Genomic DNA, 15114 nt, shown 5'->3' on the forward strand with positions numbered 1-15114 from the left:
TATCTGGCAAGGTGATTTATGAAATTTGAATTAGATACAACTGATGGTCGCGCACGTCGTGGTCGTCTGATTTTTGAGCGCGGCACCGTTGAAACTCCAGCATTTATGCCAGTAGGTACTTACGGTACTGTGAAAGGGATGACGCCTGAAGAAGTTAGAGCCACAGGCGCTGATATTCTGTTAGGTAACACCTTCCATTTATGGCTTCGCCCAGGTGAAGAAATCATGCGTAAGCATGGCGATCTTCATGATTTTATGAATTGGCAGCGTCCAATTTTGACTGACTCTGGCGGGTTCCAGGTATTTAGCTTGGGTGATATTCGTAAAATCACTGAAGAAGGGGTGCATTTCCGTTCGCCTATCAATGGTGAGAAGATTTTCTTAGACCCTGAAAAGTCGATGCAAATTCAAGACTCATTAGGCAGCGATGTGGTGATGATTTTTGACGAATGTACGCCATATCCTGCAACACATGATGAAGCGCGTAAGTCGATGCAAATGTCATTACGTTGGGCACAGCGTTCACGTGACGAATTTAACCGTTTAGAAAATCCGAACTCGTTATTCGGTATTATCCAAGGCGGTGTGTACGAAGATTTGCGTGATGAAAGTATTAAGGGCTTAACTGAAATCGGATTTGATGGCTACGCCGTAGGTGGTTTAGCTGTTGGAGAGCCTAAAGAAGATATGCACCGTATTTTAGAGCATGTTTGTCCTCAGATCCCTGAAGATAAGCCTCGCTACCTAATGGGCGTTGGTAAGCCAGAAGATTTAGTTGAAGGCGTCCGTCGTGGTGTGGATATGTTTGATTGTGTTATGCCAACCCGTAACGCACGTAATGGTCACTTATTTACTTCTGAAGGCGTGATTAAAATTCGTAATGCTCGTCATCGCGATGATACTTCTACCCTTGATGAAAATTGTGATTGTTATACCTGTAAAAACTACACCCGCGCGTATTTATATCACTTAGATCGCTGCAATGAGATCTTAGGTGCGCGTTTAAACACCATTCACAACCTACGTTACTATCAAATGTTGATGGAAGGTTTGCGTGGCGCAATTCAGACAGGTACATTAGACGCCTTCGTGACAGAGTTTTACACCAAACTGGGTCGTGAAGTACCAGAACTATAGTTGACTGATTTTTTTTAGAAAATAAGAAGAGAGTAATATGTTAATTTCAAATGCATACGCAAACGCAGCAGGCGCTCCTCAAGGTGGCGGCACCATGGAACTGATTTTCATGCTAGTTATTTTTGGCTTGATCTTCTACTTCATGATCTTCCGTCCGCAGTCTAAGCGTGTAAAAGAGCACAAAAACTTAATGTCTGCATTAAGTAAAGGTGATGAAGTGCTTACAAGCGGTGGCATTTTAGGCAAGATTGCTAAAATCAGCGATGATAGTGATTATGTTTTATTAAGCATTAATGAAACCAGTCAGATCACCATTAAAAAGGACTATATTGCAGCGGTATTGCCAAAAGGCTCTATCCAGTCGTTGTAAGCCAAGAGGGCTCAGGTGTGTTAAATAAATACCCAATGTGGAAGAACATCATGGTGATGCTAGTCATCGCCATTGGTGCTTTTTACGCAACTCCAAACCTATTTGGTGAGGATCATGCAGTACAAGTCGTAGCGACTCGTGGTGCAGAAGTGACAACTTCAACTCTATCGACAGTAAACGGATTACTTGAAAGTAAAGGCATTGCGGTAAAGCGCTCTGAGCTCGAAGATGGGCAATTACTTGTCCGTGTTCAAAATTCTGAGCAGCAATTGCTTGCTAAAGAAGCCATTGCTGATTCATTAGGTGATAAATATACCGTTGCATTAAACCTAGCGCCGGCGACACCTGAGTGGCTTGAAGCCCTTGGTGGATCACCAATGAAGTTTGGTTTGGATTTACGCGGCGGTGTTCACTTCTTAATGGAAGTGGATATGGGCGAAGCTATTCGTAAGATGGAAGAAGCCAAAATTGCTGATTTTAGAAGCCAATTGCGTGAAGAGAAAATTCGTTACGCAGGTGTTCGTAAAACTGCAAAAGGCCTTGAGATTAAATTCCGTGATGCTGAAAACTTAGCCAAAGCAGAACGCTTCTTAAAGTCTCGCAATAATAATGAAATGGTATTTAATGATGGTAGCAGCGGTGAAAACTTTGCCCTGTATGCCACCATGAGTGATAGCTACCTTAGTCAAATTAAGGAAGAAGCACTACAGCAAAACATGACGACTATTCGTAATCGTGTTAACGAACTGGGTGTTGCTGAGCCGGTAGTACAGCGTCAAGGCGCTGAACGTATTATTGTTGAACTGCCAGGTGTACAAGACACTGCGCGTGCAAAAGAAATTTTAGGTGCTACAGCATCAATTGAATTTCGCATGGTTGATCAAAACACTGATCAAAGCGCAGCAGCAAATGGCCGCGTACCTGCGACCTCAGAGGTATTTCCTCGTCGTTCAGGTGGCATTGCGGTGCTGAAAAAAGAAGTGATGTTAACTGGTGATCATATTACCGGTGCCCAACCTTCTTTTGATGAATATAGTCGCCCACAAGTATCGATTAACTTAGATGCTAAAGGTGGCAACATCTTCTCTAACGTCACTAAAGACAACATTGGTAACCCAATGGCGACTTTATTTATTGAGTATAAGGATAGCGGTATTCGCAATCCTGATGGCTCAGTGAAAATGACTAAAATTGAAGAAGTTATTTCAGTTGCTACCATTCAAGCTCGTCTAGGCCGAAATTTCGTTATTAACGGTCTTGATCATTCTGAAGCACAAAGCTTAGCGTTATTACTTCGTGCAGGTGCGCTTATTGCGCCAGTGACGATTGTAGAAGAACGTACTATTGGTCCAAGCCTTGGTGCACAAAATGTTGAAAATGGTATCCAAGCAATGATTTGGGGCTTGGCAGTTGTTTTAGTCTTTATGCTTATCTATTACCGTGCATTTGGTGTTATCGCAAACTTAGCACTTACCGCTAACTTAGTGATGGTTGTTGGCGTGATGTCAATGATCCCAGGTGCCGTATTAACCCTGCCTGGTATTGCCGGTATGGTATTGACCGTTGGTATGGCAGTAGATGGTAACGTGCTGATTTACGAACGTATCCGTGAAGAGTTACTTGCTGGACGCAGTGTTCAACAAGCGATTCATGAAGGTTACGCCAATGCATTTTCAACCATTGCTGATGCAAACATTACCACCTTTATGACGGCATTAATTTTATTTGCTGTGGGTACGGGCGCGGTTAAAGGTTTCGCAATTACTCTGATGATTGGTATTGCAACGTCAATGTTTACTTCTATCGTGGGAACGCGCGTTATCGTGAATCTCATGTGGGGTGGTAAACGCGTTAAGAAACTATCAATTTAAGGAGTTGACCATGTTACAAATATTTTCAGTAAAGAAAACGATCAACTTTCTAAAACATGCAATGCCAATCAGTGTTTTATCAATGATTTTGGTGGTGGCTTCTTTTGTGTCATTAGGCACAAAAGGCATCAACTGGGGTCTTGATTTTACTGGTGGTACGGTTGTTGAGTTAGAGTTTTCAAAACCAGTAGACTTATTAGAGCTACGTGCTGAATACAGTACTGATGGCGCTGACGGAGCAGTAGTGCAAAATTTCGGTTCAAGCCGAGATATCTTAGTACGTTTACCTGTTCGTGATGATCTAAAAAGTGATGATCAAGTCGCTGCGATTGTGCACGGTGCTCAAGTTATTGATGCCAACGTTATTCAAAAGCGTGTTGAATTTGTTGGCCCTCAAGTGGGGAAAGAGTTAGCAGAGCAAGGCGGCTTAGCCGTGATTGTGGCGTTAATTTGTATTCTCATTTACGTATCATTCCGCTTCGAATGGCGTTTAGCAATGGGCTCTGTTGCCGCACTTGCTCACGATGTCATCGTCACCTTAGGCATTTTCTCTATTTTACAATTAGAGTTTGATTTAACGGTATTAGCAGGTTTGCTTACGGTAGTGGGTTACTCGTTGAACGATACCATCGTAGTCTATGACCGTATCCGCGAGAACTTCTTGAAGATGCGTAAAGGCGGTCCTGATGAAGTGGTTAATACGTCTATCACGCAGACAATGAGCCGTACTATTATTACTACAGGTACTACCTTAGTGGTGGTGATTGCGCTATTCCTTAAGGGCGGTAGCATGATCCATGGTTTCGCAACGGCGCTACTGTGTGGTATTTTTGTTGGTACTTACTCATCTATTTACGTGGCAAGTTACTTAGCCATTAAATTGGGTATTTGTCGCGAGCATATGATGCCAGTTGAGATTGAGAAAGAAGGTGCTGATCAACCTTCAATGATGCCTTAATCTTAAGCCGCAACACAAAAAAGCCACTCAATCGAGTGGCTTTATTATTGGAATGTATTTCTTAAATTTAATTACTGATGTTTAAGCTGCTTGCAGGGATAACTTGCTGGGATAACAAGTGCCTATAAACTTCAGCTTTAATGGATGCAATGAACTGGCTGTTAGTCGGGTGATGAATATCCAATGCAACCCAGCCATCAGTGGACATTTGTTCTAACTGAGTAAATTTAGTGCCTGAAATAGTGTCAGCATCCCACTGCCCAGTAGCTTTAATTATGCCAACCGAAGAGTGTAAGCGGCTAATAGAAAACCCCATCATATTTGGCTTAATTCCATTTGGTACTCAGCTTGGCCTTTTTCACCAGAAGTAAATGCGCCTTTACCAGCAATGTTAATCAACTCGCCTTGGCCAGAATTTGGCACGATAATGAAGTCACTGCTGGCGACACCACTTTCAAACTTACCATTGTGTTGCAATACAAAGCTGCCGGACTTGCCATTAATGCTGACTTCCACGTTTTCAAAACCACAAAACACTGCTTTGCCATCTGCGGTATAACACATGATATATTTGGGCTGGCTGACACCTTCAAGATCGCCTGAGTACATTTGGCTAATACTTGCTGAGGTTTGCTTAGCACCATCAGGGTGTTCTATATCTGTGGCTTCATCCCAATTTGTAATTTGAAATACACCGGATATTTGCAGATTCATATGATTCTCCTTTAAAGGCTATCAAGAGCATATAATGAGTATAAAGTTTAATCAATGCTCGACAGCAAGAACCATTTACAAGTACGATGATTAAAAATTTGCCATCAGAGCAATGCAGTAGGAATAATAATGGACAATAGAAAAGTACTCTTAACGGGCGGTAATTTACTCCAAGCGCATACTTGGAAAGGGCTGCTTGAAACAAATGGCATATTGGTAGAATTGACCGGTGAAGCTTTACTCGGTGGTGTTGGTGAGTTACCCACTGAAATGCAAACTGTGGATATCTGGGTTTGTCAAAATCAACTCGAGCAAGCTAAAACGCTGTTAGAGTCTCATAATATGGACTGTCCGCAATGGCAATGCCTTCAATGTCATGAGATGAATGAAGGCAGTTTTGAACTGTGCTGGCAATGCAGCTCGCCACAAAGTACCACCCACAACTAACATTGACCTTTTACCGCTGTAAAAGTCTTAAGATTGAATCATTATTATTGATACTAAATAAGACGATGACAATGGCACTATTAACTGGTTATAGTTGATTATCTTAATTATTTTGCGAGTGATCGATGCAGTATTTTCCATTATTTGTGGATACCAAAAATTTACAGGTACTAGTTGTTGGTGCCGGAGAAGTGGCCACTAGAAAGCTTGATTTGCTGTCACGCACCGAAGCTGACATTACTGTTATTGCCCCGGATATCGCTCAAGAAATTCAAAGCTATCATCAAAAAGGGCGAATTCGATTACATAGGCGCGTTATTGAAGCAGCTGATATTGCTGATTATGATGTGATCTACATGGCCACAGCCAATGAACAACTCAATAAAGACTATGCCGTTTTAGCCACCCAAAAAGGCATTTGGGTCAATGTGGTTGATAATCCCAGTTTTTGCCGCTTTATAACACCTTCCATCGTCGACAGAGGTCGCTTAGTCGTTGCCATCAGTACCGCTGGCGCCGCGCCAGTGTTTGCTCGCACTATTCGTTCCCGACTTGAAACGCTATTGCCCCAGTCATTGAGCCCTCTATTTGATTTTGTTGCGTCAAAGCGCACTGAAGTGCAGCAAAAAATCAGTTCTGGTAAAGATAGACGTTTATTTTGGGAGCGATTCTTTAAACTAAACAGTGATCGTTTTGATAGTGTGACAGAAGCTCATTATCAAGATGCATTTAGCAGTTTAGCTGCCGATGGCGAAATATTATTGTTAGATGAAAACGATAACGCGGCCTTATTGCCTATTGCCGCTATGCCATTATTGCAGAAAATTGAAGTAATTTATCGGGACAGTCCGCTGACTGAAAATGGCGTTAGTACCGATATTAATGAACTTATAAGACGTGATGCTAGCCGCGAAGCTGTCCCTAATTTCAGTGAAATTGCAGCAAAATATCACCATGGCGAGCGCATGCTATTGGTGCTAGACACTGAAAAGTTAAAAAAATTTAAAGCACATTTCCCCATGGCGAAGCATCTTCAACCTGGGGCTTTATAGCCATTTTTGTGGGGATATTTACTGCCTAGCTTAATGGTAAATTGACTGAGCTAAAAACATATTCTAAACCGAGTTTCATACTTGTGCTAAACAGGTTAGACTCGTTTTTTTTATTTGTATGGAACTCCCATGGCGCCTAAAGCTACCGTCTATAAAGCAACAATTCAAATCGCTGATATGGATAGACATTACTATGCCGATCATCAACTTACCATTGCCCAGCATCCTTCAGAAACGGATAGCCGCATGATGGTGAGAATTTTAGCGTTTATTATGAATGCGTCGGACTCGCTGCAATTTAGCAAAGGGCTTTGTGTTGAAGATGAACCTGAGCTATGGGAAAAAAGCTTATCTGATGAAATCAATTTATGGATTGAATTTGGCCAAGCTGATGAGAAGTGGCTGCGTAAAGCTTGTGGTCGGTCAAAGCAGGTTCAGTTAATCACCTACAGTGGTCGCAGTGTGCCTATTTGGTGGAAGCAAAATGAACAAGCACTGCAACGCTATAAAAACTTAAGTGTATTTAATATAGCTGAAGAAAGTGTTGCAGCAATGGAAGTGTTTGTTAACCGCAACATGAAATTGCAGGTGAGTATTACTGATGGCGAAATTTGGTTGTCTGATGAAGCCAATAGCCTGATGGTTCAACCTGAGCGTTTAAAGTAAGGTCAACCAAAGAGCTTATAATTGTTTTAAACCTTTAAATTATACATTTTGCACTATAATTTACAGGTTAACCTGTCTAAATTAAGCCGTCGTATACCACTATCAAGTTTGCCTATGCCAAAACCTGATAGTGGCAAATTAAACTATGAAGTCATTGCAAGTGATTATAATTTAGAAGCTTTAATTGTAATAAGCTTGATAACTTCCCTCAATTAGACTCGATAACACCCAGAAATATCGGTTGTTTTGTCAAAAAAGGAAGTTTTTAATGAAAACACTAAATTTATATTCAGTTGACAAAGTCGATGAGCTTGCCCGCCCTGAAGTGTCTGAGCATATCAATATTTATTCAGCCGCCGCTGCGGTGTTTACTGATTTTAGCCAGCTAAAACCTTTTGTAATTGAAATGAATACCGCTGCGGTAGACGTTGAACATTTAATGAAACAATCCCATGTCAGGTTAAAAATTGTCATTGATCAACAAGGGCATTTTATGGGGCTGGTGAGTTTACAAATGCTTCATAGCCAAGAAATGCTTAAGCAGGTCGCCGCAGGTTTTTCGCGAGATCAACTTTTATTGAGTGACTTTATGTTGCCAAAAAATAAGCTAAAAGCCATTGATTATGTGGAACTGGTTAAAGCGCGAATTATTGATGTCATTGAAACGCTGAAGCATTCCCAGCATCAGCACTGTTTAGTAGTTGACGAGCGAGCCCACGTTATTCGTGGCTTAATTTCGGCTAATGATATTGTACGAACCTTAAAACTCCCCATTGATGTGAATTTAAATCCCAGCTTTATGGAGATTGCCGATAATGTCGAAAAACTGAAAGCCGCGAGTTAACCGCACTTAACGTCGATTAATCAAGGTCAATTAATCAAGGTCAATTTATCAAGGTCAATTTATCAAGGTCAATTTATCAAGCTTGATGTGTTGTTTTTATATCAGTAAAACAATAATGTGTAATGATTAAGCATGATATTTACACGGAGCAAGGATGCAGATCAGAAAAGCACAGCGCCATGATGCCACAGTGGCATTTGATATTCGAAACCAAGCAATACTAAGCCAATGCAAAGGGCATTATGATGACGCAATGCTGGTAGCTTGGACGGATGGTGAGCTGCCAATAACATTTGTCGATGCATTTTCGGAGCATGGCTATGTTGCTGTGGTCAATGATGCAGTGGTAGGTGTTGGCATGATTGACGTTAACCATGATGCCGGCAAAAGTTTCGCTGTTGCTACTGGCATGGTCGATGGGATGTTTGTGCACCCCAGTACTTTTGGTCTAGGTGTCGGCAGGGCGATGTTACAACAACTCGAAACCGTCGCAATTGAAGCAGGCTGTAAAAAATTAATATTGGATGCTTCTTTAAATGCAGCTGATTTTTATCGCGCTTGTGGTTTTAAAGGTGACAAGCATTCAATTTACCATTCCCCAAGAGGCCTTAAACTTGCTTGTATACCAATGGAAAAGTTAATCATTAAATGAGCTAATTAATCATCAGTTGGCAGATTTTACCCATTAAAAAGGGCTTCAATAGAAGCCCTGTTAATTGGGTGACTAACGATTAATCTACGATACGCAGTAATTCGTTAATACCCACTTTTCCGCGCGTTTTCGCATCAACCTTTTTAACGATAATAGCAGCATATAAGCTGTAAGTGCCGCACTTAGAAGGTAAGTTACCAGAAACAACAACAGAGCCTGCAGGTACACGCCCGTAATGTACTTCACCTGTTTCACGGTCAAAAATACGTGTGCTTTGGCCTATGTATACGCCCATTGAAATAACACTGCCTTCTTCAACAACTACGCCTTCAACGATTTCGCTGCGCGCGCCAATGAAACAGTTATCTTCAATGATAGTAGGACCTGCTTGTAGTGGCTCTAGAACGCCACCAATGCCCACTCCGCCAGATAAATGTACGTTCTTACCAATTTGTGCACAAGAACCCACAGTCGCCCATGTATCGACCATAGTACCTTCGTCAACGAATGCACCTAGGTTGACATAAGAAGGCATTAATACGGTATTTTTACCGATAAATGAGCCTTTACGAACCGTTGCAGGTGGTACAACACGAATTGCTTCTTCTTTGAAACGTTCAGCTGTGTAGTCAGCAAACTTCTGCGGCACTTTATCAAAGTACTTGGTATCACCACCGTCGATAACTTGATTATCAAAGATACGGAAAGAAAGCAGTACCGCTTTCTTTAACCACTGGTGTACATGCCATTCGCCATCAATCTTTTCTGCTACGCGAGCCTGACCTTTGTCTAGCATGCTAATAACAGTTTCGATATCTGCACGAACACTTGGCTCTACCGTGCTAGGTGTGATGTCCTGACGAGCCTCAAATGCAGCTTCTATGCGTTGGCGTAATGCCTCCATTACTTTCTCCCGATTAGTTTATTGTGGTAAAGGTGTTGAAAGCGCTCCTAAGAGGGCTTCAGATAGTTGCGCTTGTTGCGTTTCATTGAGCTCGCTGCCGGCATTATTTTGTAGGATAAAGAAATCTTCGGCGCGCTCTCCAATGGTGGTTATTTTAGCTGATAATAAGGTGATATCGCAGCGATGCAGCACTTCTCCGACGCTGGCTAATAAGCCCGGGAAGTCTAATGCGATTAATTCCATCATACTTGTATCATGGTTAGTCCCAGGTAGGAAACTTACTTGGGTACGAACATTAAAAGGTTTCATGATCCGTGACAGCTTTCTAAATTTTGACGGTTTAGCTTTTTGTGCTGCTAACGCCTTCTCAAGTGACTTTTTAATCGACTGAATGCGGGAAAGCTGGCTGATTGGTTTGCCATCTTGCTCTAGGATAACGAATGTATCTAAGGCGTAATCATCATTTGATGTCATAACGTTAGCATCATGAACATTAATGTTTTTATTGTCTAACACCGCCATAACAGTGGCAAATAACTTGGGTTTATCTTTGGCGTAAACAAACAGCTCGCTGCCACCACGGGTTGTATGCTTTGAAATAAGCACCAATGGTTTTTGCTTGTCGTGTTTCAACAAGGCTTCTGTATGCCATGAAACCTGATTAGGTTGATGACGTAAAAAGTAATCGTCTTTAAACCTTAGCCATAACGCATCAATATTTTTTTGTTTTACGCCACGTCGTAGCAGCTCTTTTTGCGCTTTTTGTTTGGTTTCTTGGACTCGCTCAGCCACATCAATGGGCTTTTCTTTGCCTCTGGCTAACACGCGCTGAGTTGAAAAATATAAATCCCGCAGTAACGAGCCTTTCCAATTATTCCATGCTTTGTGGTTTGTCGCGCAAATATCGGCCACAGTTAAGCAATATAAATAACTTAAATGCACCGCATCTTGGACTCTATCTGCAAAAAAGGCCACCACATCAGGATCTGAAATATCACGGCGCTGTGCGGTGACTGACATCACTAAATGGTTTTCAACCAACCAAGCCACTAAACGGCCGTCATGATCGTTTAATCCATGAAGCTTACAAAAATCCAGCGCGTCTTTAGAGCCTAACTTACTATGATCGCCGCCTCGTCCTTTAGCAATGTCATGGAATATAGCGCCTAAAACTAATAAGCCTTTTTTAGGCAACTGATTAATTAAAATCGCGCCTAAGGGGAATTCATCTATCTGCTCAGTTTGCGAAAAGCGGTCAATGTTGAGCAGTAAGCGGTGAGTGTGCTCATCAACCGTGTACGCATGAAATAAATCAAACTGCATTTGACCTTCGATGTTACGCCATGCGGGTAAGTATGAAGATAATATGCCGTGTTTATGCATCAAGGATAAAGCTGTTATGCCACGAGGGTGCTTTAAAATACTCATTAAGCATTTTCTGCACTCTGGGTTATCTTGTAGTGGCCCCTTAAGGCCACGTCGTGCTTTACGTAAAAGCCGCAGCGTTGGGGCATAAATGCGTTGGATATTAGAATTTTTGGCCACTAACAAAAATAAATTAATAATTTGTTCAGGTTGTTGCTCAAACAGTTGATTATCGAGCACTTCAATGAAGTGACCACGGCGCTGATAGTTTTCATTGATTGGCTGAATGGTTAACGGCGCAGTTTGATGCAAGGTTGCACGCTTAAATAACTGCAGCAACATCTCATTTAATTCCATTACCCGTCTTACTGTGCGGTAATAGCGTTTCATCATTTGCTCGACCGCGAGCTGAGTCCCATCCTCATAACCCATTGCTGCGGCAACTTGTCTTTGTAAGTCAAACAGCAGCCTATTTTCATCTCTGCCAGCAATCATGTGCAGTGAAAAACGCAGTTGCCAGAGAAAATCCTGACATTCCAGTAACTCGGTTAATTCAATGGGCTCAAGAAAGTCGTAGCCGACTAATTCTTGTAATGACGCGGCGTCAAAGTGGCGCATAGCCACCCATGCTATAGTTTGAATATCGCGTAAGCCACCGGGACATGACTTGATATTGGGTTCTAAATCAAAGGCATTGGCTTTAGCATGTCGATATTGCTGTTCTTGTTTTTTTGCAAGAAAGAATGTGTCAGAAGGCCAAAAATCATGTTCACGAATCGCGTCATATAATTGATCAAATAAGCTTTCGTCACCTGATAACAATCTAGCTTCAAGCAGGTTAGTAGCAGTGCTGATATCGCTAAGGCCAAGCTCAAGGGTTTGCTCAATGGTGCGCACACTGTGACCGATCTCTAAGCCAGAATCCCAAAGGTAAGTGATAAATTGGCTGATAAGCTCTTGGGCTTGCAGGTTCTTGGCTTCGGTTTGGGTCAGGATCAGTAAATCAATATCAGAGTGGGGGTGTAATTCACCGCGGCCGTATCCACCCACCGCAATGAGCGCAATCGTCTGATCATTAAAATAAAACGATTGCCAAGCTTGTTTTAATAGCTTATCAACAAATACACATCGCTCTTTGACGAGTTCAGTTATTGGCTGCTTTTGAGCAAATTGCGCCAATAAGCGCTGGTTTAGATCGACTAGGGTGTTTTTAGCTACCAGCGCAGTGTTCATTGACGTCCTTTTTACCTAAAAATTAAAGCGTTCTTGGGAATTCTTCTTCATTACGTAGTGTGAGTACTTCGACTCCGGTTTTAGTCACTAGCAATGTGTGTTCCCATTGTGCTGATTTTTTACCATCTGAAGTGGTCACTGTCCAGTTATCTTCTTTATCTAAAACCGTTGTGTAGCGTCCAGCATTAATCATTGGCTCGATTGTGAAACACATGCCTTCTTTTAAAACCGTTTTGTCGTTGTTTTTATAATGGACCACTTGTGGCTCTTCGTGAAAGCCTTCACCGATGCCGTGACCACAATAATCTTGCACGATTGAGTATTTGTCTAAACCAGATTTACTGGCTTTAATGAACTTTTCGATAGCAGTGCCAATTTCACCTAACTTAGCACCCGGCTTGACTTTCTTAATGGCTAAATAAAGGCTTTCTTGAGCAATACGAACTAGACGTTTGTCTTTAGGGCTAACATCACCAATTAAAAACATTTTAGAGGTGTCGCCATGAAAGCCATCTTTGATCACTGTGATATCGATATTGAGCACGTCACCGTCTTTTAATATGTAAGGGCCAGGAATACCATGACACACGACTTCATTTACCGAAGTACAGATTGATTTTGGAAAGCCGTGATAGTTCAGCGGTGCAGAGATAGCTCCATGTTCTTCAGTGTATTTAGCACAGATTTCATTCAACTCATCTGTCGTTACTCCCACTTTTACATGTGGGGCTATCATTTCTAACACGTCAGCGGCTAATTTACCTGCTACACGCATTTTTTCGATTTGTTCTGCTGTCTTGATAACTATGTTCATGAATTTTCTCTTACCGTTGTCGCTGTCAAAAAAGCGCATTTAAAATGTGGCAAAATTTGTACTTTTTACCCAGTTATGATATAAAGCGCGCCGTTATGTATAAGTCTTAACGAAACATAAAAGTGAACTAAGCATCAAAGCTTTCTTCACTTATTGCTTCACTAAGAGTAAAATATGGCGGCCATTATACATGTTATAGATGGCAATTTAACTAAATACTAAATCACACACGTATCGACACATTCTTCGGGGTGCTCTTAGTCTATTTTAGGCAAGGGTCGAAGGTATGGGATCCGTGGAGGTCTAACCCCCCAAATTAAGGTATATAAAATGACTACTGTTTCAATGCGCGACATGCTTCAAGCTGGTGTTCACTTCGGTCACCAAACTCGTTACTGGAATCCTAAGATGAAACCTTTCATCTTCGGTGCACGTAATGGTGTTCATATCATCAACCTTGAGCACACTGTACCAATGTTCAACGAAGCTTTAGCTTTCATTAGCAATGTTGCTTCTAAGAAAGGTAAAGTTCTTTTTGTTGGTACTAAGCGCGCTGCTGGCGAAGCTATCAAAGAAGCTGCAATCTCTTGTGACCAGTACTACGTTGATCACCGCTGGTTAGGCGGTATGTTGACTAACTGGAAAACTGTTCGTCAGTCAATCAAACGTCTTAAAGAGCTAGAAAGCCAGTCTGTTGACGGTACTTTCGACAAGCTTACTAAGAAAGAAGCGTTAATGCGTACTCGCGAGCTAGAGAAGTTAGAAAAATCTCTTGGTGGTATCAAAAACATGGGCGGCTTACCTGACGTATTATTCGTTATCGGTGCTGACCACGAGCATATCGCTATTAAAGAAGCTAACAACTTAGGTATCCCAGTTGTTGCTGTTGTTGATACTAACTCTGCTCCAGATGGCGTTAACTACATCGTTCCTGGTAACGATGATGCTATGCGTTCTATCCGTTTGTACACTTCTTCTGTTGCTGCAGCTGCTAACTCAGGCCGTGGTCAAGATTTAGCTGTTCAAGCTGAGCAAGACGGTTTCGTAGAAACTGTTTAATAAGGTTGATGGTTACCATCTCCCTTATTTGCCAATAATTAATTGGTGAACAGGGGCCTTTAGGCCCCTGTTTTATAGATGAAATATTAAACGAATCAAATTTGAGGACTTAACAATGGCAATTACTGCTGCCCAAGTTAAAGAACTTCGTGACCGCACTGGCGCTGGCATGATGGACTGTAAAAAAGCATTGACTGAAACTAACGGTGATATCGAGCTAGCGATTGATAACATGCGTAAGAGCGGTGCTGCAAAAGCTGCTAAAAAAGCAGGTAACATTGCTGCTGAAGGTACAATTCTAATCAAGCAAGCTGAAGGCTACACAGCATTATTAGAAGTTAACTGCCAAACAGATTTCGTTGCTAAAGACGGTAACTTCTTAGCATTTGCTAACGAAGTACTTGAAGTTGCTGCTGCATCTAAAGTAACAATCGAAGAGCTAAAAGCACAGTTTGAAGAAACTCGTGTTGCTTTAGTAGCTAAAATCGGTGAAAACATCAACGTTCGTCGTATCGAGTACATCGATGGCGCTACTCAAGCGACTTACCGTCACGGCGACCGTATCGGTGTTGTTGTAACGGGTGAAGCTGACGCTGAAACACTTAAGCACATCGCAATGCATGTTGCTGCTTCTAAGCCTGAATTCGTTAATCCAACTGACGTACCTGCTGATGTTGTTGCTCGTGAGCAAGCGCTTCAAGTAGAAATCGCGATGAACGAAGGTAAGCCTCAAGAAATCGCTGAGAAGATGGTTATTGGCCGTATGAAGAAGTTTACTGGTGAGATCTCTCTTACTGGTCAAGCTTACATCATGGAGCCTAAGAAAACTGTTGGCGATATTCTTAAAGAGAAAGGCGCAACAGTATCTAACTTCATTCGTTTAGAAGTGGGTGAAGGTATCGAGAAGAAAGAAGAAGATTTCGCTGCAGAAGTTGCTGCACAAATCGCCGCTACTAAAAAAGCGTAATTCAACATCTCTTCATACCCTAAAGCCGCAGCAACCGCTGCGGTTTTGTTATAATTAGGAA

At 41.9% G+C, this 15114-nt stretch carries 16 protein-coding genes; 11 read left to right on the forward strand and 5 right to left on the reverse strand.

All coding sequences use genetic code 11. From position 1 onward, the window contains the following. Positions 1 to 18: 18 nt before the first annotated feature. Genes tgt through secF form a run of 4 tightly spaced genes read left to right on the forward strand, consistent with a single transcriptional unit; the run spans position 19 to position 4336 of the window. Positions 19 to 1137 carry a tRNA guanosine(34) transglycosylase Tgt gene (gene tgt / locus BCU91_RS10485; protein WP_102439661.1) on the forward strand — a complete coding sequence of 373 codons (1119 nt, stop codon included), beginning with the start codon at positions 19 to 21 and terminating at the stop codon, positions 1135 to 1137. A 37-nt stretch (positions 1138 to 1174) separates the two neighbouring features. Continuing rightward, complete coding sequence (gene yajC, locus BCU91_RS10490; RefSeq protein ID WP_076542918.1) at positions 1175 to 1507, forward strand: preprotein translocase subunit YajC; 333 nt, start codon at positions 1175 to 1177, stop codon at positions 1505 to 1507. A 17-nt stretch (positions 1508 to 1524) separates the two neighbouring features. Then, positions 1525 to 3378, forward strand: a complete 1854-nt coding sequence (secD, locus tag BCU91_RS10495; RefSeq protein ID WP_102439660.1) for a protein translocase subunit SecD — start codon at positions 1525 to 1527, stop codon at positions 3376 to 3378. 10 nt (positions 3379 to 3388) lie between these two features. After that, positions 3389 to 4336 (forward strand): protein translocase subunit SecF, encoded by a 948-nt coding sequence (gene secF / locus BCU91_RS10500; RefSeq protein WP_076542916.1) that lies wholly within the window; start codon positions 3389 to 3391, stop codon positions 4334 to 4336. Between the two features lie 67 nt (positions 4337 to 4403). Here the strand turns inward: secF and BCU91_RS10505 are convergent, their stop codons facing one another. Together BCU91_RS10505 and BCU91_RS10510 are read right to left on the reverse strand one after the other, a co-directional pair. Continuing rightward, the gene (locus BCU91_RS10505) at positions 4404 to 4655 is read right to left on the reverse strand and encodes a hypothetical protein (protein WP_102476179.1); all 252 of its coding nucleotides are present in this window, start codon (positions 4653 to 4655) and stop codon (positions 4404 to 4406) included. Further along, positions 4652 to 5050 carry a DUF3224 domain-containing protein gene (locus BCU91_RS10510; protein ID WP_102439658.1) on the reverse strand — a complete coding sequence of 133 codons (399 nt, stop codon included), beginning with the start codon at positions 5048 to 5050 and terminating at the stop codon, positions 4652 to 4654. Before BCU91_RS10510 ends, BCU91_RS10505 begins: the two co-directional genes overlap by 4 nt. Positions 5051 to 5179: 129 nt before the next feature. On the opposite strand from BCU91_RS10510, the gene BCU91_RS10515 reads away from it, so the two are divergent. The 5 genes from BCU91_RS10515 to BCU91_RS10535 all read left to right on the forward strand — a co-directional run bounded on the left by BCU91_RS10515 (position 5180) and on the right by BCU91_RS10535 (position 8711). Then, complete coding sequence (locus tag BCU91_RS10515) at positions 5180 to 5497, forward strand: DUF2007 domain-containing protein (protein WP_102439657.1); 318 nt, start codon at positions 5180 to 5182, stop codon at positions 5495 to 5497. Positions 5498 to 5622: 125 nt separating this feature from the next. Then, positions 5623 to 6549, forward strand: coding sequence for a bifunctional precorrin-2 dehydrogenase/sirohydrochlorin ferrochelatase (locus BCU91_RS10520; protein ID WP_102476178.1), 927 nt, complete (start codon positions 5623 to 5625; stop codon positions 6547 to 6549). A gap of 129 nt (positions 6550 to 6678) precedes the next feature. Then, positions 6679 to 7215: a YaeQ family protein gene (locus BCU91_RS10525; protein WP_102439655.1), complete on the forward strand. Its 537-nt coding sequence runs from the start codon at positions 6679 to 6681 to the stop codon at positions 7213 to 7215. Between the two features lie 268 nt (positions 7216 to 7483). Continuing rightward, positions 7484 to 8059, forward strand: a complete 576-nt coding sequence (locus tag BCU91_RS10530) for a CBS domain-containing protein (protein ID WP_102439654.1) — start codon at positions 7484 to 7486, stop codon at positions 8057 to 8059. A gap of 154 nt (positions 8060 to 8213) precedes the next feature. Beyond that, a complete protein-coding gene (locus tag BCU91_RS10535; protein ID WP_102531436.1) occupies positions 8214 to 8711 on the forward strand; it encodes a GNAT family N-acetyltransferase in 498 nt (165 codons plus the stop codon). Between the two features lie 79 nt (positions 8712 to 8790). Here the strand turns inward: BCU91_RS10535 and dapD are convergent, their stop codons facing one another. The 3 genes from dapD to map are packed head-to-tail and all read right to left on the reverse strand — an operon-like array spanning position 8791 to position 13027. Continuing rightward, on the reverse strand, positions 8791 to 9615 hold the full coding sequence (gene dapD / locus BCU91_RS10540; protein ID WP_076542908.1) for a 2,3,4,5-tetrahydropyridine-2,6-dicarboxylate N-succinyltransferase: 825 nt from the start codon (positions 9613 to 9615) through the stop codon (positions 8791 to 8793). 18 nt (positions 9616 to 9633) lie between these two features. After that, entirely contained in the window at positions 9634 to 12213 is a 2580-nt protein-coding gene (glnD, locus tag BCU91_RS10545) for a bifunctional uridylyltransferase/uridylyl-removing protein GlnD (RefSeq protein WP_102531437.1), read from the reverse strand. Between the two features lie 22 nt (positions 12214 to 12235). Beyond that, complete coding sequence (gene map / locus BCU91_RS10550) at positions 12236 to 13027, reverse strand: type I methionyl aminopeptidase (protein ID WP_102531438.1); 792 nt, start codon at positions 13025 to 13027, stop codon at positions 12236 to 12238. Between the two features lie 330 nt (positions 13028 to 13357). On the opposite strand from map, the gene rpsB reads away from it, so the two are divergent. Next, positions 13358 to 14086: a 30S ribosomal protein S2 gene (gene rpsB, locus BCU91_RS10555; protein ID WP_076542905.1), complete on the forward strand. Its 729-nt coding sequence runs from the start codon at positions 13358 to 13360 to the stop codon at positions 14084 to 14086. A 115-nt stretch (positions 14087 to 14201) separates the two neighbouring features. Beyond that, complete coding sequence (gene tsf / locus BCU91_RS10560) at positions 14202 to 15053, forward strand: translation elongation factor Ts (protein WP_076542904.1); 852 nt, start codon at positions 14202 to 14204, stop codon at positions 15051 to 15053. Positions 15054 to 15114: the final 61 nt, after the last annotated feature.

It is taken from the genome of Shewanella sp. 10N.286.52.B9 (genome assembly GCF_002873635.1).
Taxonomy (GTDB): Bacteria; Pseudomonadota; Gammaproteobacteria; order Enterobacterales; family Shewanellaceae; genus Shewanella.